General features: G+C 72.0%; 20 protein-coding genes. 15 read left to right on the forward strand and 5 right to left on the reverse strand.

Going from position 1 to position 23,803, the window contains the following annotated elements; translation table 11 throughout:
• The first annotated feature begins 69 nt into the window (after nt 1–69).
• The 10 genes from uvrC to ACZ6RC_RS05170 all read left to right on the forward strand — a co-directional run bounded on the left by uvrC (nt 70) and on the right by ACZ6RC_RS05170 (nt 12,463).
• Entirely contained in the window at nt 70–2,217 is a 2,148-nt protein-coding gene (gene uvrC, locus ACZ6RC_RS05125; RefSeq protein ID WP_469579358.1) for an excinuclease ABC subunit UvrC, read from the forward strand.
• Nucleotides 2,214–3,224: an RNase adapter RapZ gene (gene rapZ, locus ACZ6RC_RS05130; protein WP_391140599.1), complete on the forward strand. Its 1,011-nt coding sequence runs from the start codon at nt 2,214–2,216 to the stop codon at nt 3,222–3,224. The genes uvrC and rapZ overlap by 4 nt, the downstream gene beginning before the upstream one ends.
• Nucleotides 3,221–4,243 (forward strand): gluconeogenesis factor YvcK family protein, encoded by a 1,023-nt coding sequence (locus tag ACZ6RC_RS05135; RefSeq protein ID WP_391140598.1) that lies wholly within the window; start codon nt 3,221–3,223, stop codon nt 4,241–4,243. Before rapZ ends, ACZ6RC_RS05135 begins: the two co-directional genes overlap by 4 nt.
• Nucleotides 4,234–5,223 (forward strand): DNA-binding protein WhiA, encoded by a 990-nt coding sequence (gene whiA, locus ACZ6RC_RS05140; protein ID WP_365715207.1) that lies wholly within the window; start codon nt 4,234–4,236, stop codon nt 5,221–5,223. Before ACZ6RC_RS05135 ends, whiA begins: the two co-directional genes overlap by 10 nt.
• Before the next feature lie 150 nt (nt 5,224–5,373).
• A complete protein-coding gene (locus ACZ6RC_RS05145; RefSeq protein WP_469579362.1) occupies nt 5,374–8,328 on the forward strand; it encodes a M14 family metallopeptidase in 2,955 nt (984 codons plus the stop codon).
• Nucleotides 8,329–8,551: 223 nt separating this feature from the next.
• A complete protein-coding gene (gap, locus tag ACZ6RC_RS05150) occupies nt 8,552–9,562 on the forward strand; it encodes a type I glyceraldehyde-3-phosphate dehydrogenase (protein WP_391140596.1) in 1,011 nt (336 codons plus the stop codon).
• Nucleotides 9,563–9,672: 110 nt separating this feature from the next.
• A complete protein-coding gene (locus ACZ6RC_RS05155; RefSeq protein WP_391140595.1) occupies nt 9,673–10,884 on the forward strand; it encodes a phosphoglycerate kinase in 1,212 nt (403 codons plus the stop codon).
• A gap of 6 nt (nt 10,885–10,890) precedes the next feature.
• Entirely contained in the window at nt 10,891–11,667 is a 777-nt protein-coding gene (tpiA, locus tag ACZ6RC_RS05160; RefSeq protein WP_391140594.1) for a triose-phosphate isomerase, read from the forward strand.
• Between the two features lie 119 nt (nt 11,668–11,786).
• Entirely contained in the window at nt 11,787–12,017 is a 231-nt protein-coding gene (gene secG / locus ACZ6RC_RS05165; protein WP_391140593.1) for a preprotein translocase subunit SecG, read from the forward strand.
• A 110-nt stretch (nt 12,018–12,127) separates the two neighbouring features.
• Nucleotides 12,128–12,463: an RNA polymerase-binding protein RbpA gene (locus tag ACZ6RC_RS05170; protein WP_003976875.1), complete on the forward strand. Its 336-nt coding sequence runs from the start codon at nt 12,128–12,130 to the stop codon at nt 12,461–12,463.
• Nucleotides 12,464–12,560: 97 nt separating this feature from the next.
• Here ACZ6RC_RS05170 and ACZ6RC_RS05175 read toward each other — a convergent pair whose 3' ends face one another.
• Entirely contained in the window at nt 12,561–13,409 is an 849-nt protein-coding gene (locus ACZ6RC_RS05175; RefSeq protein ID WP_391140592.1) for a MurR/RpiR family transcriptional regulator, read from the reverse strand.
• 73 nt (nt 13,410–13,482) lie between these two features.
• Here ACZ6RC_RS05175 and ACZ6RC_RS05180 point away from each other — a divergent pair, with 73 nt between their 5' ends.
• From ACZ6RC_RS05180 to ACZ6RC_RS05200, 5 genes are all read left to right on the forward strand, one after another.
• Nucleotides 13,483–14,445, forward strand: a complete 963-nt coding sequence (locus ACZ6RC_RS05180; protein ID WP_469579365.1) for an N-acetylglucosamine kinase — start codon at nt 13,483–13,485, stop codon at nt 14,443–14,445.
• Nucleotides 14,446–14,599: 154 nt separating this feature from the next.
• Nucleotides 14,600–15,364: a sugar isomerase domain-containing protein gene (locus ACZ6RC_RS05185; RefSeq protein WP_469579367.1), complete on the forward strand. Its 765-nt coding sequence runs from the start codon at nt 14,600–14,602 to the stop codon at nt 15,362–15,364.
• Between the two features lie 159 nt (nt 15,365–15,523).
• Nucleotides 15,524–17,188, forward strand: coding sequence for a glucose-6-phosphate isomerase (gene pgi, locus ACZ6RC_RS05190; protein ID WP_453615110.1), 1,665 nt, complete (start codon nt 15,524–15,526; stop codon nt 17,186–17,188).
• Between the two features lie 4 nt (nt 17,189–17,192).
• Nucleotides 17,193–17,708, forward strand: coding sequence for a PH domain-containing protein (locus ACZ6RC_RS05195; RefSeq protein ID WP_453615108.1), 516 nt, complete (start codon nt 17,193–17,195; stop codon nt 17,706–17,708).
• A complete protein-coding gene (locus ACZ6RC_RS05200) occupies nt 17,705–19,273 on the forward strand; it encodes a PH domain-containing protein (protein WP_469579369.1) in 1,569 nt (522 codons plus the stop codon). Before ACZ6RC_RS05195 ends, ACZ6RC_RS05200 begins: the two co-directional genes overlap by 4 nt.
• 34 nt (nt 19,274–19,307) lie before the next feature.
• Here ACZ6RC_RS05200 and pgl read toward each other — a convergent pair whose 3' ends face one another.
• Genes pgl through tal form a run of 4 tightly spaced genes read right to left on the reverse strand, consistent with a single transcriptional unit; the run spans nt 19,308 to nt 23,768 of the window.
• On the reverse strand, nt 19,308–20,090 hold the full coding sequence (gene pgl, locus ACZ6RC_RS05205) for a 6-phosphogluconolactonase (RefSeq protein ID WP_391140586.1): 783 nt from the start codon (nt 20,088–20,090) through the stop codon (nt 19,308–19,310).
• Nucleotides 20,087–21,115 carry a glucose-6-phosphate dehydrogenase assembly protein OpcA gene (gene opcA / locus ACZ6RC_RS05210; protein WP_391140585.1) on the reverse strand — a complete coding sequence of 343 codons (1,029 nt, stop codon included), beginning with the start codon at nt 21,113–21,115 and terminating at the stop codon, nt 20,087–20,089. The genes pgl and opcA overlap by 4 nt, the downstream gene beginning before the upstream one ends.
• Entirely contained in the window at nt 21,112–22,644 is a 1,533-nt protein-coding gene (gene zwf / locus ACZ6RC_RS05215) for a glucose-6-phosphate dehydrogenase (RefSeq protein ID WP_391140584.1), read from the reverse strand. Before zwf ends, opcA begins: the two co-directional genes overlap by 4 nt.
• Before the next feature lie 5 nt (nt 22,645–22,649).
• Nucleotides 22,650–23,768: a transaldolase gene (tal, locus tag ACZ6RC_RS05220; RefSeq protein WP_469579372.1), complete on the reverse strand. Its 1,119-nt coding sequence runs from the start codon at nt 23,766–23,768 to the stop codon at nt 22,650–22,652.
• Nucleotides 23,769–23,803 lie beyond the last annotated feature (35 nt).

Consider the following 23,803-nt stretch of genomic DNA (forward strand, 5'->3'; position numbering starts at 1 on the left):
CGCGGCGGGGCGGTCGGAGGACCGGGACGGACACCCGGAGTGTCAGTTCCCGCCAGTAGGGTGGGGAACATGGCCGACCCCTCCAGCTACCGCCCCAAGCCGGGACAGATCCCCGACTCGCCCGGGGTCTACAAATTCCGCGACGAGCACCGCCGGGTGATCTACGTCGGCAAGGCGAAGTCCCTGCGCCAGCGGCTGGCCAACTACTTCCAGCCGCTGGCGAGCCTGCACCCGCGCACGGCCACGATGGTCACCACGGCCGCCTCCGTGGAGTGGACCGTCGTCTCCACCGAGGTCGAGGCGCTGCAGCTGGAGTACTCCTGGATCAAGGAGTTCGACCCCCGGTTCAACGTCAAGTACCGGGACGACAAGAGCTATCCGTATCTCGCGGTGACCCTCAACGAGGAGTTCCCGCGGGTCCAGGTCATGCGCGGCCACAAGAAGAAGGGCGTGCGCTATTTCGGGCCGTACGCGCACGCGTGGGCCATCCGCGAGACCGTCGACCTGATGCTCCGCGTCTTCCCCGTCCGCACGTGCTCCGCCGGCGTCTTCCGGAACGCCGCCTCCGCCGGACGCCCCTGCCTCCTGGGCTACATCGGCAAGTGCTCCGCCCCCTGCGTGGGCCGGATCGCCCCGGACGAGCACCGGGAACTGGCGGAGGAGTTCAGCGACTTCATGGCCGGCCGCACCGGCACGTACATCCGCCGCCTGGAGAAGCAGATGACGGCGGCGGCCGAGGAGATGGAGTACGAGCGGGCGGCCCGGCTCCGCGACGACATAGAGGCCCTGCGGCGGGCCATGGAGAAGAACGCCGTCGTCCTCGCCGACGCCACCGACGCCGACCTGATCGCGCTCGCGGAGGACGAGCTGGAGGCCGCCGTCCAGATCTTCCACGTCCGCGGCGGACGCGTGCGCGGCCAGCGCGGCTGGGTCACGGACAAGGTCGAGGCCGTGTCGACGGCCGGGCTCGTCGAGCACGCCATCCAGCAGCTGTACGGCGAGGAGAGCGGCGACGCGGTCCCCAAGGAGGTGCTCGTCCCGGCCCTCCCCGAGGACCTGGAGGCCGTCGGGCAGTGGCTCTCCGGACGCCGGGGCTCGGCGGTCTCGCTGCGGATCCCGCAGCGCGGGGACAAGAAGGACCTGATGGAGACGGTCGCGCGCAACGCCCAGCACGCCCTCGTGCTGCACAAGACCAAGCGCGCCAGCGACCTGACCACGCGCTCCCGGGCCCTGGAGGAGATCGCCGAGGCCCTGGAGCTGGACTCGGCGCCGCTGCGGATCGAGTGCTTCGACATCTCGCACCTCCAGGGCGACGACGTCGTGGCGTCCATGGTCGTCTTCGAGGACGGCCTGCCGCGCAAGAGCGAGTACCGCCGCTTCCAGATCAAGGGCTTCGAGGGCCAGGACGACGTCCGCTCGATGCACGAGGTGATCAGCCGCCGCTTCAAGCGCTACCTCGCCGAGAAGGAGCGGACGGGGGAGTGGGGCCCGGAGGGCGTCGACGACACCGAGGCGGCGGAGGCCGCGGCCGCGGGGGTCGACGGCGCGGCGAACGGCTCGGTGAACGGCTTCGTCGACGGGACGGCCCCCGACGGGTCCGCGCCGGCCGGCTCGGTCCCGTACGCCGCCACGGACGGCGGCACGCCCCCCGGCGGCGGCTTCGCCCGTTCCGGCGAGGTCCCCGCCGACGACGGGCGGCCCAAGCGCTTCGCGTACCCCCCGCAGCTCGTCGTGGTCGACGGCGGGCAGCCGCAGGTGGCGGCCGCCCGGCGCGCCCTCGACGAGCTGGGCATCGACGACATCGCCGTCTGCGGCCTCGCCAAGCGCCTGGAGGAGGTCTGGCTGCCCGGCGACGACGACCCCATCGTGCTGCCCCGCTCCAGCGAGGGTCTGTACCTCCTTCAGCGGGTACGTGACACGGCTCACGACTTCGCCATCCGCTATCAGCGCTCCAAGCGGAACAAGCGCATCAGGACGGGGCCCCTGGACGCCGTGCCCGGCCTCGGCGACACGCGCAAACAGGCGCTGATCAAGCATTTCGGCTCGGTGAAGCGGCTCCGGCAGGCGACAATCGAGCAGATCTGCGAGGTCCCCGGCATGGGCCGCAAGACCGCCGAGGCCGTCGCCGTGGCCCTCGCCCAGGCGGCTCCGGCCGCACCGGCCGTGAACACGGCAACAGGAGAGATCATGGAAGACGACGGGGGCAGCACCGCATGACCGCGCACGACCCGCAGGACCAGCACGAGCAGCACCGGCACGCAGAGCGCGCCGAGCGTGAAGAGCACGAACGGCATCAGCGAGAAGACGGAGCAGGACACATGAGTACGGGCACGGAGGCCAACGGCGACACCGCCGCCGACGCGGCCATCCCCGAGCTGGTGATCATCTCCGGCATGTCCGGCGCCGGCCGGTCCACCGCGGCGAAGTGCCTGGAGGACCTCGGCTGGTTCGTCGTGGACAACCTGCCGCCCGCGCTGATCCCCACCATGGTGGAGCTCGGCGCCCGCTCCCAGGGCAACGTCGCCCGGATCGCCGTCGTCGTCGACGTCCGCGGCCGGCAGTTCTTCGACGCCCTGCGGGAGTCCCTGGCCGCCCTCGACGCCCAGCAGGTCACCCGCCGGATCGTCTTCCTGGAGTCCTCCGACGAGGCCCTGGTCAGGCGTTTCGAGTCGGTCCGCAGGCCGCACCCGCTGCAGGGCGACGGCCGGATCACGGACGGCATCGCCGCCGAGCGGGACCTGCTGCGCGAGCTGCGCGGCGACGCCGACCTGGTGATCGACACCTCCAGCCTCAACGTCCACGAGCTGCGCGCCAAGATGGACGCCCAGTTCGCCGGCGACGAGGAGCCGGAGCTGCGGGCCACGGTCATGTCCTTCGGATTCAAGTACGGGCTGCCCGTCGACGCCGACCTCGTCGTCGACATGCGGTTCCTGCCCAACCCGCACTGGGTCCCCGAGCTGCGGCCCTTCACCGGCCTCAACGAGGAGGTGTCGGCGTACGTCTTCAACCAGCCCGGCGCCAAGGAGTTCCTCGACCGCTACACCGAGCTGCTCCAGCTGATCGCCGCGGGCTACCGCCGCGAGGGCAAGCGGTACGTGACCATCGCCGTCGGCTGCACCGGGGGCAAGCACCGCTCCGTCGCCACGTCCGAGAAGCTCGCCGCCCGTCTCGCCGCGGAAGGGGTCGAGACCGTCGTCGTCCACCGGGACATGGGGCGCGAGTGAAGCCGTACCGCCGGCGTACGTCCACCCTTTCGGTGCGTACGCTCCGCAGGCGCGGCGCCCAGCCCAAGGTCGTCGCGCTGGGCGGCGGCATGGGCCTGTCGGCCTCCCTCGCCGCCCTGCGCCGGATCACCGGTGACCTCACCGCCGTGGTCACCGTCGCCGACGACGGCGGTTCCAGCGGCCGGCTCCGGGAGGAGCTGGGCGTGCTCCCGCCCGGGGACCTGCGCAAGGCGCTCGCCGCGCTGTGCGGCGACGACGACTGGGGCCAGACCTGGGCCCGGGTCATCCAGCACCGCTTCGAGTCCAAGGGCGACCTGCACGAGCACGCGGTCGGCAACCTGCTGATCGTGGCCCTCTGGGAGCAGCTCGGCGACCACGTGCAGGCCCTGGACCTGGTGGGCAGGCTGCTCGGCGCGCACGGCCGGGTGCTGCCCATGTCCGCCGTGCCGCTGGAGCTCCAGGCGCTGGTCAAGGGGCACGACCCGGCGCGCCCGGACGACGTGGACACCGTCCGCGGCCAGGCGACGGTGGCGCTCACCCCCGGCGAGGTGCAGTCCGTGCACCTCCTCCCGCACGACCCGCCGGCCGTGCCCGAGGCCGTCGCCGCGGTCCTCGACGCGGACTGGGTGGTCCTGGGCCCCGGCTCCTGGTTCTCCTCGGTGATCCCGCACCTGCTCGTGCCCGAGCTGCTCGACGCCCTGGTCGTGACCAAGGCCCGGCGTGTCCTCTCGCTCAACCTCGCACCGCAGCCCGGAGAAACCGAGGGGTTCTCTCCGCAGCGTCATTTGGAGGTTTTGGGACGACACGCCCCTAAACTCGCCCTGGACGTGGTGCTGGCCGACGAGGCCGCCGTGCCCGACCGCGAGTCCCTGTCCGACGCCGCCAAGCGGCTCGGCGCCGCGGTCGAGCTGGCGCCGGTCGCCCGGGCCGACGGTCTCCCGAAGCACGACCCGGAGCTGTTGGCCGCCGCGTACGACCGTATTTTTCGGATGCATGGAAGGATCGGCCCATGGCGATGACGGCAGCGGTGAAGGACGAGATCTCCCGGCTTCCCGTCACCCGGACCTGCTGCAGGAAGGCAGAGGTCTCGTCGATCCTGCGGTTCGCCGGCGGTCTGCACCTGGTGAGCGGGCGGATCGTGATCGAGGCGGAGCTGGACACGGCCATGGCCGCGCGGCGCCTCAAGCGGGACATCCTGGAGATCTTCGGCCACAGCTCCGAGCTGATCGTGATGGCTCCCGGCGGACTGCGGCGCGGCTCCCGGTACGTCGTCCGGGTGGTGGCGGGCGGCGACCAGCTGGCCCGGCAGACCGGTCTGGTCGACGGCCGCGGCCGGCCGATCCGCGGGCTGCCCCCGCAGGTCGTCTCCGGCGCCACCTGCGACGCCGAGGCCGCCTGGCGCGGCGCCTTCCTCGCCCACGGCTCCCTCACGGAGCCGGGCAGGTCCTCCTCCCTGGAGGTCACCTGCCCGGGCCCGGAGGCCGCCCTGGCCCTGGTGGGTGCCGCCCGCAGGCTCTCGATCGCCGCGAAGGCGCGTGAGGTGCGCGGAGTGGACCGGGTTGTCGTCCGGGACGGTGACGCCATCGGCGCCCTGCTGACCCGGCTCGGCGCGCACGAGTCGGTGCTGGCCTGGGAGGAGCGGCGGATGCGCCGCGAGGTCCGCGCCACCGCCAACCGACTGGCCAACTTCGACGACGCCAACCTGCGCCGCTCGGCTCGTGCGGCGGTCGCCGCCGGCGCCCGCGTCCAGCGGGCCCTGGAGATCCTCGGCGAGGAGGTGCCCGAGCACCTCGCCGCCGCCGGCCGGCTGCGCATGGAGCACAAGCAGGCCTCCCTGGAGGAGCTGGGCGCGCTCGCCGACCCGCCGCTGACCAAGGACGCCGTCGCCGGCCGGATCCGCCGCCTGCTCGCCATGGCCGACAAGCGGGCCCAGGACCTGGGCATCCCGGGAACCGAGTCCAACCTGTCGGAGGAGCTGGACGACAGCCTCGTCGGCTGAGCCCCGTTCGGCCCAACACCCCGCTGCCGGTGCCTTTCTGAGGCACCGGCAGCTTTCGTGGGCGCGCCGGAGGCGTCCTTGACATGATCAAGGACTGTCATGAGCCTGTCGTCTGTTCACCTTCGTGGCAGACAACAGCAAGGGGGGCTCATGAGACGCAGAGCGAGATCGATCCTCGCCGCGGCTTCACTGCTGATCGCGGGTCTGGCGACGGCACCCGTCGCCGGAGCGGCACCACAGGACACCGACGGCGGCGACGCCCTCTCCGTATGGCGTGCGGAGGTCAGCCGGGCACAGGTCCCGCTGCTCCTCGAAGCCGGCACCGACGCGCACGAACTCACCGAGCAGGTGCCCGAGAAGGGCTCCGCCACCCTGGAGCTCCACCTCACCGACCGGCAGGCGGCCGGGCTCCGCGGCAAGGGCGTCGAGCTGGCCGAGCACACGCTCTCCGCCCAGGCCGCCCGGCGCGTCGCCGGCGCCGGGGACGGCGTCTTCCGCCCGTACGGCGGAGCCGGCGGACTGAAGCAGGAGATCCTCGCCACGGCCCGGGCCCACCCCGGCCTGACCAAGGTCGTCTCCATCGGGAAGACCGTCAGGGGCCAGGACATCCTCGCCCTCAAGATCAGCAAGGGCGCCCGCGCGATCCGGGACGGATCCCGGCCCGCCACCCTCTACGCCTCCAACCAGCACGCCCGCGAGTGGATCACCACCGAGATGACCCGGCGGCTGATGCACCACTACCTCGACGGCTACGGCAAGGACGCCCGGCTCACCCGGGTCGTCGACACCACCGAGCTGTGGTTCGTCCTCTCCGCCAACCCGGACGGCTACGACCACACCCACGCCGACCCGGCGAACCGCCAGTGGCGCAAGAACCTCCGCGACAACGACGGCGACGGGAAGATCGGCCCGGACGACGGCGTCGACCTCAACCGCAACTTCGCCTACAAGTGGGGTTACGACAACGAGGGCTCGTCGCCCGACCCGGCCGACGAGACCTTCCGCGGTCCCCGCCCCATGTCCGAGCCGGAGACCCGGGCCCTCGACGCCTTCCAGCGGCGCATCGGCTTCCAGTACGGCATCAACTACCACTCCGCCGCCCAGCTGCTGCTGTACGGCGTGGGCTGGCAGGTCGCCACCGACACCCCGGACGACGTGGCCCTCAAGGCGCTCGCCGGCACCCCGGAGAAGTCCGCCGTGCCCGGCTACCGCCCCCAGGTCTCCTCCGAGCTCTACACCACCAACGGCGAGGCCGACGGACACGCGGCCAACGTCAACGGCATGCAGATGTTCACCCCGGAGATGTCGACCTGTGCCACCGCCTCCCGCGTCGACCCCGCCGACGCCTGGGAACCCGCCGACTGCGCCTCGGTCTTCACCTTCCCCGACGACGAGAAGCTGATCCAGGCGGAGTTCGCCAAGAACGTGCCCTTCGCCGTCGCCGTCGCCGAGAGCGCGGCCCGGCCCGACCGGCCCGTCTCCGTCACCGGTCTCGAAGCCCCCGACTTCACCCCGCAGCCCTTCGCCACCTCCTACGCCCGCGGCGGCGACCAGGAGGTGTCCGTCACCGCCCGCAAGAGCCTGCGCGGCAAGGAGCTCAGGTACCGCGTCAACGGCGGCCGCGTCCACAGCGAGCGGCTGGAGGCGTGGAAGGGCGGCGAGACCTACGGCGGCGAGGACAACCTCTACTTCGACCGGTACCGGGCCGAGGTGGAGGACGCCGAGCCGGGCGACACGGTCGAGGTCTGGTTCACCGCCCGTACCCGCGAGGGCAGGGCGGCCTCCTCCACCCCGTTCACGTACACCGTGGCCGAGCGGCCGCGCGGCGACGTCCTCGTCCTCGCCGAGGAGGGCGGCACGACCGCCGCACGGCACACCGCCGCCTACGTGAAGGCGCTCGCCGACAGCGGCCGCAAGGCCGCAGTCTGGGACGTCGCCACCCAGGGCGTCCCGGACCCGCTCGGCGTCCTCAGCCACTTCCGGACCGTCGTCTGGTACACCGGCGCCGAGCAGCCCTCCGGGCCGGTCATGCTGGCCGTCCGCGACTACCTCAACGAGGGCGGCAAGCTGCTCAACGCCGGCGAGAAGTCCGGCGGCCTCGTCGACATCGGCCGCGCCGACTCCAACGACTTCGCCCAGTACTACCTCGGCGCCTACCACCGGGCCGGCCTGAAGAACCCGCCCGGCTTCGCCGGAGCCGGCGGCTTCGCGGGCGCCTCGGCGACCCTCGGCGCCGCCGCCGGCAACCCGCTGGACAACGCCGGCGCGTACACCGTCACCTCGGACACCCTGCCCCCGCGGCAGTTCCCCGACTTCGGCAGCAGCGCCTCCGCCGGTGACTACCCGGGCGTCCGCACCCCCTTCGAGCCGTACGAGGGCGCGTACTTCGCCGCCGTACGCCACGCCGACGACACCTGGAGCCGCCTCACCCGCACCGTCGACCTCACCGCGGTGCCCGCCGCGGCGAAGCCGAGCCTCTCCTTCCAGGTCAGCTACGACACCGAGCCCGGCTACGACAACCTCGTCGTCGAGGCCCACACCGCCGGCCAGGACGACTGGACCACGCTCCCCGACGCCAACGGCGGCACCTCCACCACCGCCCCCGCCGACTGCGGCGAGGGCTACTACGTCCAGGGCCACCCCTTCCTCGCCCGCTACCTGACGGTCGGCGAGGGCGGCTGCGCCACCACCGGCACCACCGGCTCCTGGAACGCCTTCACCGGCCCCTCCCACGGCTGGCGGCAGGCCTCGATCGACCTCAGCGCCTACGCGGGCCGGACGGTCGAGCTGTCGATCTCGTACATCTCGGACCCCGGCACCGGAGAGATGGGCGCCTTCGTCGACGACACCAAGCTCGTCGTCGGCTCCACGGCGACCGACGCCGAGGGCTTCGAGACCGCGCTCGGCGCCTGGTCCGTACCGGGACCGCCGGCCGGCAGCCCCGGGAACGGCAGCGACTGGACCCGCTCCACCGGGCTTTTCCACTCCCAGGCCGCCGTCACCACGCGTGACACCGTCCTCCTCGGTTTCGGCCTGGAGCACGTCACGCGCGCGGACCAGCGCAGCGCACTGATCCGGAAGGCGCTCCGCGCGGTGCACGGCTGAGCGACCACCCGCCCTTTTGATCACAGTCAGTGATCGGGATGAAAGCCGCACCGTGGCTCGAACCCGCCGGTAGTTACGGGCCACGGTGCATTCCCAGGGGTTTCCAGCCGCACACGATGTCACTCTCAGCCGATGGGAGAGGTAGGGTCGTAAGCGGTCGGGGACATCCCTAAAAGAATCTCGCCGGCGTCGAAACCGGCGTACCTAACGAGGAGATCGGTTCGTGACGATCCGCGTAGGCATCAACGGCTTTGGCCGCATCGGTCGCAACTACTTCCGCGCGCTCCTTGAGCAGGGTGCCGACATCGAGATCGTGGCTGTCAACGACCTGGGTGACACCGCGACCACTGCTCACCTGCTGAAGTACGACACGATCCTGGGACGCCTCAAGGCCGAGGTCACCCACACCGCCGACACCATCACCGTCGACGGCCACACCATCAAGGTGCTCTCCGAGCGCAACCCGGCCGACATCCCCTGGGGCGACCTGGGCGTCGACATCGTCATCGAGTCGACCGGCATCTTCACCAAGAAGGCCGACGCCGAGAAGCACATCGCCGGTGGCGCCAAGAAGGTCCTCATCTCGGCTCCGGCCAAGGACGAGGACATCACCATCGTGATGGGCGTCAACCAGGACAAGTACGACGCGGCCAACCACCACGTCATCTCCAACGCCTCCTGCACCACCAACTGCGTGGCGCCGATGGCCAAGGTCCTCGACGAGAACTTCGGCATCGTCAAGGGCCTGATGACGACGGTCCACGCGTACACCAACGACCAGCGCATCCTGGACTTCCCGCACTCCGACCTGCGTCGCGCCCGCGCCGCCGCGGAGAACATCATCCCCACCACGACCGGTGCCGCCAAGGCCACCGCCCTGGTCCTCCCGCAGCTCAAGGGCAAGCTGGACGGCATCGCCATGCGCGTCCCGGTCCCGACCGGCTCGGCCACCGACCTCGTCGTGACCCTGCAGCGCGAGGTCACCAAGGACGAGGTCAACGCCGCCTTCAAGAAGGCGTCCGAGGACGGCGACCTCAAGGGCATCCTCTACTACACCGAGGACCCGATCGTGTCGTCGGACATCGTCAGCGACCCGGCCTCCTGCACCTTCGACTCCTCCCTGACCATGGTCCAGGAGGGGACCTCGGTGAAGATCCTCGGCTGGTACGACAACGAGTGGGGCTACTCCAACCGTCTCGTCGACCTCACCGTCTTCGTCGGCGGTCAGCTCTAAGCCTCAGGGCAGGCACCCCTTGATGTGAGCGCAGGGCTCGGACAGCGTAACGTCGCGCTGTACGAGCCCTGTCTCGTGTGCTCCACCGCGTTCCAAGGAGTCAGGACAAGATGAAGACGATCGACGAGCTTCTCGCCGAAGGCGTCGCCGGCAAGCGGGTATTCGTCCGCGCCGACCTCAACGTGCCCCTGGACGGCACCACCATCACCGACGACGGCCGGATCCGCGCCGTCCTCCCCACGGTCAAGGCGCTCGCCGACGCAGGTGCCCGTGTCGTGGTCGCCTCGCACCTGGGCCGCCCGAAGGGCGCCCCGGACCCGGCGTTCTCCCTCGCCCCCGCCGCCGCGCGGCTGGGCGAACTGCTCGGCGCCGACGTGGCCTTCGCGACGGACACGGTCGGCGACTCCGCCACCGCCACCGTCGCGGGCCTCGCCGACGGCCGGGTCGCCGTGCTGGAGAACCTCCGCTTCAACGCCGGCGAGACCTCCAAGGACGACGCCGAGCGCGGCGCGTTCGCGGACCGGCTGGCCACGCTCGCCGACCTGTACGTCGGCGACGGCTTCGGCGCCGTGCACCGCAAGCACGCCTCGGTCTTCGACCTCCCGGCCCGCCTGCCGCACGCCGCCGGCTACCTCATCGCCACCGAGGTCGGCGTCCTGAAGAAGCTGACCTCCGACGTCAAGCGCCCGTACGTCGTCGTCCTGGGCGGCGCCAAGGTCTCCGACAAGCTGGCCGTCATCGACGAGCTGCTCGGCAAGGCCGACCGCCTGCTGATCGGCGGCGGCATGGCGTACACCTTCCTCTACGCCAAGGGCTACGAGGTCGGCATCTCCCTGCTCCAGAAGGACCAGGTGGACGTCGTCAAGGAGTACATGAAGCGCGCCGAGGCGAACGGCGTCGAGCTGGTCCTCCCCGTCGACATCCTGGCCGCCGGCGAGTTCCCGGACCTGAAGACGAAGGCCCCGGCGGACTTCGTCACCGTCGACGCGGACAAGATCCCGGCCGACAAGGAGGGCCTCGACATCGGCCCGAAGACGCGCGAGCTGTACGCGTCGAAGATCGCCGACGCCGAGACCGTCTTCTGGAACGGCCCGGTGGGCGTCTTCGAGCACCCCGACTACGCCGGCGGTACCGCCGCCGTCGCGAAGGCCCTGGTCGACAGCAGCGCGTACACCGTCGTGGGCGGTGGCGACAGCGCCGCCGCCGTCCGGACCCTGGGCTTCGACGAGAACGCCTTCGGCCACATTTCCACCGGTGGTGGCGCCAGCCTCGAATACCTCGAGGGCAAGACGCTCCCCGGCCTCGCCGCTCTGGAGGACTGAGAAAAAGTGAGTTCGCGTACCCCGCTGATGGCGGGCAACTGGAAGATGAACCTCAACCACCTCGAGGCCATCGCGCACGTCCAGAAGCTCGCCTTCGCCCTCACCGACAAGGACTACGACGCCGTCGAGGTCGCGGTGCTGGTGCCCTTCACCGACCTGCGGTCCGTGCAGACCCTGATCGACGGCGACAAGCTCAAGATCAAGTACGGCGCCCAGGACCTGTCGGCGCACGAGTCCGGTGCCTACACCGGCGAGATCTCCGGCGCGATGCTGTCCAAGCTGAAGTGCGCCTACGTCGCCGTGGGGCACTCCGAGCGCCGCCAGTACCACGCCGAGTCGGACGAGGTCTGCAACGCCAAGGTGAAGGCCGCCTACCAGCACGGCCTGACCCCGATCCTCTGCGTCGGCGAGGGCCTGGACGTCCGCAAGGCCGGCGAGCAGGTCCCGTACACCCTGAAGCAGCTCGACGGCGGTCTGCAGGACGTCTCGGCCGAGCAGGCCGAGTCCATCGTGATCGCCTACGAGCCGGTGTGGGCCATCGGCACCGGCGAGGTGGCCACCCCGGAGGACGCCCAGGAGGTCTGCGGCGCGATCCGCGGCCGTCTCGCGGAGCTGTACTCGCAGGAGCTGGCCGACAAGGTCCGCATCCAGTACGGCGGCTCGGTCAAGGCCGGGAACGTCGCCGCGATCATGGCGCAGCCGGACGTGGACGGCGCCCTCGTGGGCGGCGCCGCACTGGACGCCGAGGAGTTCGTGAGGATCGTCCGCTTCCGCGACCAGTGAGTATGCGGTAGCGGCGATCCGTCGTACCCTTGCGGGGGCCGACCAGGCTGTGTGAGCCTGTCGGCCCCCGTCGTTCGTACTTTTCCCGAATTGCCAGGAAGTAGGGTCCAGCCGTGGTTATGGGGTTCTCGATCGCCCTGATCGTCTTCAGCGGGCTGCTGATGCTGCTCGTGCTGATGCACAAGGGAAAGGGCGGCGGCCTCTCCGACATGTTCGGTGGAGGTATGCAGTCCTCCGTCGGCGGATCCTCCGTCGCCGAGCGCAACCTGGACCGGATCACCGTGGTGGTCGGTCTGCTCTGGTTCGCGTGCATTATCGTACTTGCACTTCTGATGAAGGTGAACGGCTGAGCGTCCGTTCCGGCGTGGCGGAGTTCTGTGTAACTCCAATCACTGGACGCGCGTTGGGCCTTACGTAGACTGGGGCATCTTCGAGCACCATCACGCAGGGAGTTACGACCGTGGCAAGTGGCAACGCGATCCGGGGAAGCCGGGTCGGAGCGGGGCCGATGGGGGAGGCCGAGCGCGGCGAGTCGGCGCCGCGCCTCCGCATCTCCTTCTGGTGCTCGAACGGGCACGAGACGCAGCCGAGCTTCGCCAGTGACGCGCAGGTTCCGGAGACGTGGGACTGCCCGCGCTGCGGTTTCCCGGCCGGTCAGGACCGGGACAACCCGCCGGACCCGCCGCGCACCGAGCCGTACAAGACGCATCTCGCGTACGTGCGCGAGCGGCGCAGCGACGCCGACGGCGAGGCGATCCTCGCCGAGGCGCTCGCCAAACTGCGCGGCGAGATCTGATCCCGGCGTGAAGGTGTGACGAACGGGCCCTGCCCGCGAACCGAGTTCGCGGGCAGGGCCCGTTTCGCATGTCCGCACGCCCGCGCGCGGGCCGCCGTCAACGGTGCTTGTCCGCGATGTGCGCGGTGAGCGCCATCGACGCCGTCGACCGCTGGTAGGTCAGCTGCGCCACGCGCGCGTAGAGGCAGTCCAGGATCAGCAGCACCGAATGCCGCGTCCCGAAACCGCCGCGCCGGAAGCCGGTCTCCGCCGAGGTCGAGGTCAGATGGATCCCGGCGGCCCGGGCGACGGGGGAGCGCGGATCGCCGGTCACCGCCAGGGTGGTGGCGCCGCGCTCCGCCGCCAGCCGCAGCGGGGCGAGCACCTCGCGGGTGGCGCCGGAGTGCGAGAGCGCCACGACCGCGTCGGCGGGCGTCAGCAGGGCGGCCGAGGTCTCCGCCGCGTGCACCTCGGTCCAGCCCCGGGCGTCGCAGCCGATGCCGAAGAGCCGCGCCTGGGTCTCCTGGGCCACGACCCCGGAGGCACCGACGCCGTACACGTCGATACGGCGTGCCGTCGCCAGGGCCCGGGCCGCGCGGTCGAGGGTGTCGAGGTCCAGCCGCTCGGCGGTCCGGCGCAGCGCCTGCTGATCGGCCCGGGCGACGGCCGCGACGACCTGGTCGAGCGGGTCGTCGGGGCCGATGTCGGGGCCGAGCGGGCGCGTCTGCCCGCCGCGGTCCTCCTCGCCCTGCTCCTGGGCGAGGGCCAGCAGCAGCCGCTGGTACGAGTCGAGGCCGAGGGCCCGGCAGAACCGGGTCACCGTGGCCTGGGACGTACCGGTGCGGCGGCCCAGCTCGGCGGCGGAGACGCCCGCGACCCGCGCCGGATCGTCGAGCACCCAGGCGCCGACCTTGCGCAGTGAACCGGACATCCGGGGAAGTTCGGAACGGATCAGCGCGGTGATCACGGGGGCCTCACTCCTGCCCGGGCGGGTCGGGGGTCTTGTCGAGGCGTGAATCTATCAACCACCATGCGGGCTGATGAACGAATCCGGGATTCAGACGGGGGCCGGCGGCCCTGCGGCCGACGGGCCGGGCCGGCCGGTGGTCGTCGGCGTCGACGCCGGCGGTACGCGGACGCGGGCGCGGCTCGCCGACGCGGCGACCGGGGAGAGCCTCGGGGAGGGGGCGGGCGGCCCGGGCAACGCGCTGAGCGTTCCGCGCGCGGCCCTGGTCGGAAACCTGGCGGCGGCCCTGGGCACCGCCGTGCCGGAGGGGCGGCGCGGCGCGGTCCTCGCCGTCGTGGCCGGCTTCGCGGGCGGCGGACCGGGCGGCGGCCACGACAACGCCCGCTCGGCGCTGGCCGAGGCGCTGGCCGCGACCGGGATCGTCCCGGGACGCGTCGAGGTCTTCGGGGACGCGGACATCGCCTTCGCCTCGGGGCCCGGCACGCCGGCGGACGGACTCGTCCTGATCGCCGGGACGGGCGCCGCCGCCGCGCGGGTGGAGCGCCGCCGGGCGGTCCTGACCGTGGACGGCGACGGCTGGCTGCTCGGTGACGGGGGCAGCGGCTTCTGGCTGGGGCGCGAGGCGCTGCGGGCCGTACTGCGCTCCCTCGACGGCCGCGGCCCTGCCACCGCCCTCGCCGGGCCGGTGGGGGAGCTGTGCGGCGGGCTGAGCAAGGAGGACATCGTCGGGTACGGGTACGCCGGGCACCCGGTCCGCCTCGCCGCGCTGAGCCCCCTGGTGGCCGATGCCGAGCGGGCCGGGGACGCGGTGGCCGGGGAGCTGCTCGACCGGGCGGCGGAGGAACTGGCGGCCACCGTCTGCGCGTTGGCGCCCCGCCCGGGCGAGCCGCTGGTGGTGACGGGTGGTCTGCTCGGCCCCGGCGGCCCGCTGCTGCCCCGGCTCACCGCCCATGTGGCCCGGTCGGGCCTGACCCCCCGCCCTGCTCCGGACGGCCTCACGGGCGCGGTGTCCCTGGCCCGGCTTCCGTACCGGTAGCGGCCGTCACGGCCCCGGCCGCCGGGCCGGGCCTGAACCCCGCGCCCCACCCGCGGCCGTCGGGCGGGCGCTCTTGACGGGCTCGGCCGCCGCTGGTTCATTGATTCGGATCGCTCTCCAGAAATAGGTTCAACGAACCAGCGGAGGTCCGCTCATGCCGCAACCGCCCCTCGGTGCCGCCCTCTTCGCCGAGTACGCCCGGGACGCCGTCGAGCGTGCCGTCACCGCCAACGAGAAGACCGTCCCCGCCGCCGCCCGGCTCCTCGCCGACTGCGTCGCCGCCGACGGAGTGGTCCACGCCTTCGGCACCGGGCACTCCCAGGCCGCCGCCCTGGAGATCGCCGGCCGCGCCGGGGGCCTCGTGCCCACCAGCCGTCTCTCCCTCGCCGACCTCGTCCTGCGCGGCGGAGAGGACCCGGCGGTGCTCGCCGACCCGCTTCTGGAACGCTCCCCGGGCCTCGCCGAACGCCTCTACGCCCTGGCCACGCCCCGCCCCCAGGACCTCTTCGTCATCATCTCGAACTCCGGTGTGAACAACGCGGTCGTCGACCTGGCGCTGAAGGTCACCGCCGCCGGTCACCGGCTGGTCGCCCTCACCTCCCTGGAACACACCCACGCCGTTCCCGCCCTGCACGCCGGCGGCCACCGGCTCGCCGACCTCGCCGACGTCGTCCTCGACAATCGCGCCCCCACCGGCGACGCGGTGCTACCGCTGCCCGACGGCGGCGGGCTCTGCGGCATCTCCACCCTCACCTCCTCCCTCCTCGTGCAGATGGTGGTCGCCGAGGCGGTCGCCCTGCTGCTCGCCGAGGGCCACCGGCCGCCGGTCTACGTCTCGGCCAACCTGCCGGGCGGCCATGAGCGCAACGCGGCCCTGGAGGCCCACTACGCGGGCCGCCTCCACCGCGGCGGCCACTGACGCGCCGCTGCCCCCCCCAGCTCCCCGCACTCCGGCGGCCGCTGACGCCCCGGCACCCGACGCCATCGCCCGTTCACGGCGCCGTCGCGTCGTCGGCACCGGCGATCAATTAGGTTGGGAAGGCAGCGGGGCAACAGGCAGTGAGAGAAGAAGTGGGCGATGTCCGAGATGAAGACCGAAGGCCGCGTGCGGCTCAACCAGACGCCGGAGTGGGCCGCCCTCGGCAAGCACCGTGAGCAGTGGGGCGAGACCCATCTGCGCGACCTGTTCGCGGACCACCCCGACCGGGGCACCGGCTACACCCTGCGGGTCGGCGACCTGTACCTGGACTACTCCAAGCACCTGGTGACCGACGAGACGCTGGCGCTGCTGCGCGAGCTGGCCGCCGCGACCGGCGTCGCCGAGCTGCGCGACGCCATGTTCCGCGGCGAGAAGATCAACACCACCGAGGACCGGGCGGTGCTGCACACCGCGCTGCGCGCCCCGCGCGACGCGGTCGTCGAGGTCGACGGAGAGAACGTCGTCCCCGCGGTGCACGCCGTCCTGGACAGGATGGGCGCCTTCGCCGACAAGGTCCGCGCGGGGGAGTGGACCGGCCACACCGGCAAGCCGATCAAGAACATCGTGAACATCGGCATCGGCGGCTCCGACCTCGGCCCCGCCATGGCCTACGAGGTCCTGCGCGCCTACACCCGGCGGGACCTGACGGTCCGTTTCGTCTCCAACGTCGACGGCGCCGACCTCCACGAGGCCGTCCGCGACCTCGACCCGGCCGAGACGCTCTTCATCGTCGCCTCGAAGACCTTCACCACCATCGAGACGATCACCAACGCCACCTCCGCCCGGACCTGGCTCCTCACCGGACTCGGGGCCGGCCAGGAGGCCGTCGCCCGCCACTTCGTGGCGCTGTCGACCAACGCCGAGAAGGTCGAGGAGTTCGGCATCGACACGGCGAACATGTTCGAGTTCTGGGACTGGGTCGGCGGCCGCTACTCCTACGACTCGGCCATCGGCCTCTCGCTGATGATCGCCATCGGCCCGGACCGCTTCCGCGAGATGCTCGACGGCTTCCACCTCGTCGACGAGCACTTCCGTACGGCCCCCGCCGAGGAGAACGCGCCGCTGCTCCTCGGGCTGCTCGGCGTCTGGTACGGCGCCTTCTTCGACGCCCAGTCGCACGCCGTCCTGCCGTACTCGCACTACCTCTCGAAGTTCACCGCCTACCTCCAGCAGCTCGACATGGAGTCCAACGGCAAGTCCGTCGACCGTGACGGCGTCCCCGTCGACTGGCAGACCGGGCCCGTCGTCTGGGGCACCCCCGGCACCAACGGGCAGCACGCCTACTACCAGTTGATCCACCAGGGCACCAAGGTCATCCCGGCGGACTTCATCGGCTTCGCCGAGCCCGTCGCCGACCTGCCGCCGGGTCTGGTCCCGCAGCACGACCTGCTGATGGCCAACTTCTTCGCCCAGACCCAGGCGCTGGCCTTCGGCAAGACCCCGGAGGAGGTCCGGGCCGAGGGCGTGGCCGAGGAGCTGGTCCCGCACAAGACCTTCCGGGGCAACCACCCCACGACCACCATCCTGGCCAAGGAGCTCACGCCCTCCGTCCTCGGCCAGCTCATCGCCCTCTACGAACACAAGGTGTTCGTCCAGGGCGCCGTCTGGAACATCGACTCCTTCGACCAGTGGGGCGTCGAGCTCGGCAAGGTCCTCGCCAAGAAGATCGAGCCGGTCCTGACCCGGGGCGAGGGCGGCGACCGGCTCGACGGCTCGACCGCCGCACTCGTCGACACCTACCGCACCCTGCGCGGACGCGGCTGATCCGATGACCAGGGGGGAGAACGCGGTGGGGACCGAGGTGCGGCTGCGACCGCCGGACAACACGCTGAACGAACGGGCCGTCACCTGGTGGCGGACCCAGTGGCTGGTGACGACCGCCGTCCCGGTGCTCGTCCTCGGCGTCCTCGGCGTCTTCCTCGCCCCCGCGCGGTTCGCGCTGCTGCTCGCCGCCGCGGCCACGGCCGCGGCGGGCCTGGCCTGCACCGCGTTCTTCCCCGCCTGGTGGTTCCGGGTGCACCGCTGGGAGGTGACGGAGGACGCCGTCTACGTCCGTACGGGAGCCATCTGGCAGGAGTGGCGGATCGCCCCGATGTCCCGGATCCAGACCGTCGACACCATACGGGGACCGCTGGAACAGGCCTTCAGGCTCGCCACGGTGACCGTGACGACCGCGTCCTCCAAGGGCGCGGTCCGGATCCAGGGCCTGGACCACGAACTCGCCGCCGACCTCGCCCGGCGGCTGACCCGCATCACCCAGGCCACGCCCGGGGACGCGACATGACACCGGCCGAGGAGTGGCGGCGCCTGGACCGCCGTACGGTCCTGGTCACCGCCGCCGTCCTCGCGGGCGTCGCCGGCGGGGCCGGGCTGCCCGTCGCGCTCGGCCTCGCCGGCTCCCTGCCGCTGTGGCAGGCCGTCGCCTGGGTCCTCGCCGGAGCCCTTCTGCTCGTCGGCGCGGGCTCCGCCGTCGACTACGTCCGCTGGCGCCGCACCCGCTACCGCATCGGGGCGGAGCCGAGCCAGACGGGGGCGCCCCCGGCCGAAGGCTGGGGGAGGGTCGAACTCCACACCGGGCTCCTGCTGGTCAAACGCCGCTCGCTGGCCCGCGAACGCATCCGCAGCGTCGACCTCACCGCCCATCCGCTGCAGCGCGTGCTCGGCCTCGTCAAGGTCCGCATCGGCACCGGCGAGAACAGCGGCGGAGGCGAGTCCACCCTCGAACTCGACCCGGTCAGCAGGGCGGAGGGGGAGCGGCTGCGCCGCGAACTCCTCGACCGGCAGGTCCCCGACGCGCAGGACGCCCGGCACGACGGCGCGCTCGCCGCCCTCGACCCGAGCTGGATCCGCTACGCCCCCGTCTCCTTCGTCGCCCCGCTCCTCGGCGGAGCCGCGGCCGGAGCCGTGATGCAGGTCAGCCAGTGGTTCGGCGCCCAGGGCGCGGTCATCGACTGGGTGGGCGACCGCTTCCGGGACACACCGGTCGTCTGGATGATCGTCGTCCTGGTGCTGCTGGCCACCCTCGCCGGAATCGTCGGCGCGCTCGGTCTCTGGGTCGAGATGTGGTGGAACTACCGACTGGAGCGCGAGCCCGGCGGCACCCTGCGGGTGCGCCGCGGACTGCTCACCGCCCGCTCGGTCTCGATCGAGGAACGGCGGCTGCGCGGCGTGGAACTCGTCGAGCCGCTGGGCGTACGGCTCTGCCGCGCCGCCCGCGTCGACGCCGTCGCCACCGGCCTCACCCACGACGACGAGGACAAGCACGGCGACCACAAGACCCTGCTGCCCCCGGCCCCCCGGGCCGTCGCGGACCGGGTCGCCGCCCAGGTCCTGCGCGAACCCGCGGCGCCCACCGGCGCCCCGCTCGTCGCCCACCCCCGCGCCGCCCGCGGCCGGCGGCTGCGCTGGGCCCTGTGGGCCGCTCTCGCCCCGGTCGTGGTCCTCGCGGTCCTGGGCGCCCTCCTGACCCCCGTCCTGTTCCACGTCGCGGCGGCCTGCGCGGTCGTCCTGGTCCCGACCGGTGTCCTCTTCGCCCTCGACGCCTACCGCGGCCTCGGGCACGGGGTCACGGACGGCTATCTCGTCATCCGGTCCGGCACCGTCCGGCGCGCCACGGTCGCGCTCCAGCGCGGCGGGGTCATCGGCTGGACCGTCAAGCAGTCCGTCTTCCAGCGCCGCGCGGGGGTCCTGACGCTGACCGCGACCACGGCGGCCGGCGCGGGGGCGTACGACATCCTCGACGCCGACGAGAGCGAGGGCCTCGCCTTCGCGGCGGCGGCGGTGCCCGGACTCCTCGCGCCCTTCCTGGAACCCGTACCGACGCCGAAGGCCCGGCCCACCCACGGGTGAACCGGGCCTTCACGCCCGTCCGACAAGCCGTCCGTCAGGCCGACGCCGACGGGTACAGATCACGCGGCAGCTCCGAGGCCGCCGCGGCGTCGAGCAGCCAGAGCGTCCGCGACCGGCCGTACGCCCCGGCCGCCGGCGCCTGGATCTCGCCGGCGCCCGACAGCGCCATCGCCGCCGCCTTCGCCTTGTCCTCGCCCGCCGCCAGCAGCCAGACCTCGCGCGCCGCCCGGATCGCCGGAAGGGTCAGCGAGACCCGGGTCGGCGGCGGCTTCGGCGCGCCGTGCACCCCGACCACCGTCCGCTCGGTCTCGCGGACCGCCGGAAGCTCCGGGAAGAGCGAGGCCACATGGGTGTCCGGCCCGACGCCCAGCATCAGCACGTCGAACGACGGCACCGCGGCATGGTCCTCGGGACCGGCCGCGGCGGCCAGTTCGGTGGCGTAGGCGGCGGCCGCCGCCTCCACGTCGTCACCGTACGGACCGTCCGAGGCCGGCATGGCGTGCACCCGCGCCGGGTCCAGCGGCACGCTGTCGAGCAGCGCCGCACGGGCCTGGGTGACGTTCCGCTCCGGGTCGCCCTCGGGCAGGAACCGCTCGTCGCCCCACCACAGGTCGAGCCGCGACCAGTCGACCGCGTCCCGGGCCGGAGCCGCGCCGAGCGCCGCGAGGAGCCCGTTGCCGTTGCGGCCCCCGGTGAGGACCACGGACGCCGAGCCGCGCGCGGCCTGGGCGTCCACGATCCGCGTGATCAGCCGGGCCGCGGCCGCCTGGGCCATCAGCTCCTTGTCGCGGTGGACGACGAGCTGCGGAACCCTCACTTGGACGCCGCCTTCCTCGCCGCGGGCTTCTTCGCCGACGAGGGAGCGGGGTCGGTGGCCGCCGCCGCTTCGGCCGGCTCGGGAGCCGTCGGGGCGACGTTCTCCTCCAGCCGGTGGACGCCGTACCGCAGCGCCGAGGCGTAGGTGTCGTCCGGGTCGAGCCGCCGCAGCTCCTCCGCGATCAGCTCCGCCGTCTCACGGCGCTTCAGCGCCACGGCACGGTCCGGCTGCCCCTCGATGGAGAGCGTCGCCAGCGAGCCGTCCGGCCGGTCGAGGACGATCGGCCCGCAGGTGGACTCCATCCGGACGGAGGTGAGCCCGGGACCGGACGACTTGGCCCGCCGTACCGGCACCTTCAGCCGGTCCGCCAGCCACATGGCGAGCAGTTCGACGCTCGGGTTGAACTCCTCGCCCTCCACCTCGGCCGAGGTGACCTCGCACACGACCTGGTCGAGCGCGGCGGCCAGCATCGAACGCCAGGGGGTGATCCGGGTCCATGACAGGTCCGTGTCCCCGGGGGTGTACCGCTCCGCGCGTCCGGTCAGCTCGCGGATCGGCTGCTCGCACGCGTAGGTGTCCGTCACCCGCCGCTGGGCGAGCGCGCCCAGCGGGTCGTTCGCCGGGTCGGCCGGGGCGTTGACCGGCCACCAGACGACCACGGGGGCGTCGGGCAGCAGTAGCGGAAGGACCACCGACTGGGCGTGGTCGACGACCTCGCCGTACAGCCGCAGGACGACCGTCTCGCCGGTGCTGGCGTCGGCGCCGAGGCGGACCTCGGCGTCGAGCCGCGCCTTCGCCCGGTCACGCGGCGAACGCGAGACCCGCTTGATGACCACCAGCGTCCGCGAGGGGTGCTCGCGGGACGCGTCGTTGGCGGCCTTCAGGGCGTCGTAGGCGTTCTCCTCGTCGGTGACGATGACGAGGGTGAGCACCATGCCGACGGCCGGCGTGCCGATGGCCCGCCGTCCGAGCACCAGCGCCTTGTTGATCTTGCTGGACGTGGTGTCCGTCAGGTCCGTCTTCATGGCCTGCGCCAGCTCCGTCCGTCTCGTGCGAGCATGTCGTCCGCCTCGACCGGACCCCAGGTCCCGGACTGGTACTGCGCGGGCTTGCCGTGCTTGTCCCAGTACTGCTCGATCGGGTCGAGGATCTTCCAGGACAGCTCGACCTCCTCGACCCGCGGGAAGAGGTTCGAGTCGCCGAGCAGCACGTCAAGCAGGAGCCGCTCGTACGCCTCGGGGCTGGACTCCGTGAAGGACTCGCCGTAGGCGAAGTCCATCGACACGTCCCGGACCTCCATCGAGGTGCCGGGCACCTTGGAGCCGAAGCGCATCGTCACGCCCTCGTCCGGCTGCACCCGGATGACCAGGGCGTTCTGGCCCAGCTCCTCCGTCGCGGTGGAGTCGAAGGGGGAGTGCGGGGCGCGCTGGAAGACGACCGCGATCTCGGTGACGCGGCGGCCGAGCCGCTTGCCGGTACGGAGGTAGAAGGGGACGCCCGCCCAGCGGCGGTTGTCGATCTCCAGCTTGACCGCGGCGAAGGTGTCGGTCTTCGACTTGGGGTCGATCCCGTCCTCCTGCAGATAGCCGACGGCCTTGGCGCCGCCCTGCCATCCGGCGGCGTACTGGCCGCGCACGGTCGAGGCGCCCAGGTCCTTGGGCAGCTTGACCGCGCCGAGCACCTTGGTCTTCTCGGCCGCGAGCGCGTCCGCGTCGAAGGAGGCGGGCTCCTCCATCGCGGTCAGCGCGAGCAGCTGGAGGAGGTGATTCTGGATGACGTCCCGGGCGGCGCCGATGCCGTCGTAGTAGCCGGCCCGGCCGCCGATGCCGATGTCCTCGGCCATGGTGATCTGCACGTGGTCGACGTACGACCGGTTCCAGATCGGCTCGAAGAGGGTGTTGGCGAAGCGGAGCGCCAGGATGTTCTGGACGGTCTCCTTGCCGAGGTAGTGGTCGATCCGGAAGACCTCGTTGGGCGGGAAGACCTCGTGGACGACCTCGTTCAGCTCCTTGGCGGAGGCGAGGTCGTGGCCGAAGGGCTTCTCGATGACCGCGCGGCGCCAGGAGCCGTTCTTCTGGTCGGCCAGGCCGTGCTTCTTCAGCTGCTGGACGACCTTGGGGAAGAACTTCGGCGGCACGGAGAGGTAGAAGGCGAAGTTGCCGCCGGTGCCCTGCGCCTTGTCCAGCTCCTCGATGGTGGACTTCAGCTGCTCGAAGGCGTCGTCGTCGTCGAAGTCTCCCTGGACGAAGCGCATCCCCTGGATCAGCTGTTGCCACACCTCCTCGCGGAACGGGGTGCGGGCGTGCTGCTCGACGGCGTCGTGGACCTCCTGTGCGAAGTCCTCGTCCTGCCACTCGCGGCGGGCGAAGCCGATGAGCGCGAAGCCCGGCGGCAGCAGGCCGCGGTTGGCCAGGTCATAGACGGCGGGCATCAGCTTTTTCCGGGACAAATCGCCCGTGACGCCGAAGATCACCAGACCCGACGGCCCCGCGATGCGCGGGAGCCGTCGGTCTGCGGCGTCACGGAGCGGGTTGGCTCCGTGGACAGCGCTCAAGGTGGTTACGCCTCCGAAGGTGCGAGGCGCTGGAGCTCCGCCTCGGTCGACTTGAGCAGGTCGTTCCAGGCCGCCTCGAACTTCTCGACGCCCTCGTCCTCCAGCAGCTGCACGACGTCGTCGTACGAGATGCCGAGCTTCGCGACGGCGTCCAGCTCGGCGCGCGCCTGCTGGTAGGTGCCCCGCACGGTGTCACCGGAGACCTCGCCGTGGTCGGCGGTCGCCTCCAGGGTGGCCTCGGGCATGGTGTTGACGGTGCCGGGGGCGACCAGGTCCACCACGTACAGGGTGTCCTTGTACGCCGGGTCCTTCACGCCGGTCGACGCCCACAGCGGACGCTGCTTGTTGCCCTGCGCCTTGTCCAGCGCCGCCCAGCGCTCAGATGAGAAGACCTCTTCGTACGCCTCGTACGCGAGACGGGCGTTCGCGAGGGCCGCCTTGCCCTTCAGGGCCTTGGCCTCGTCCGTGCCGACCGAGTCCAGGCGCTTGTCGATCTCCGTGTCCACGCGGGACACGAAGAAGGACGCCACCGAGTGGATCTTGGACAGGTCCAGGCCGCGCTCCTTGGCCTTCTCGAGACCGGCCAGGTAGGCGTCCATGACCTTGCGGTAGCGCTCCAGCGAGAAGATCAGCGTCACGTTGACGCTGATGCCGAGGCCGATGACCTCGGTGATCGCCGGCAGACCCGCCTCGGTGGCCGGGATCTTGATGAGCGTGTTGGGCCGGTCGACCAGCCAGGCCAGCTGCTTGGCCTCGGCGACGGTGGCCGTCGTGTTGTGGGCCAGCCGCGGGTCCACCTCGATGGAGACCCGGCCGTCCTGGCCGCCGGTCGCGTCGAAGACCGGACGCAGGATGTCGGCGGCGTCACGCACGTCCGCCGTCGTGATCATGCGGATGGCCTCTTCGACGGTGACCCGGCGCGCGGCGAGGTCGGTCAGCTGCTGGTCGTAGCCGTGACCCTCCGAGATGGCCTTCTGGAAGATCGACGGGTTGGTGGTGACACCGACCACGTGCTGCTGGTCGATCAGCTCGGCCAGGTTGCCGGACGTGATCCGCTGACGCGAGAGGTCGTCCAGCCAGATCGCGACGCCTTCGTCGGAGAGGCGCTTGAGAGCGTCTGTCATGAGAGTTGCATCTCCATTAGTCGTACGTATGGGCG

The organism is Streptomyces sp. NPDC048353 (genome assembly GCF_055587165.1).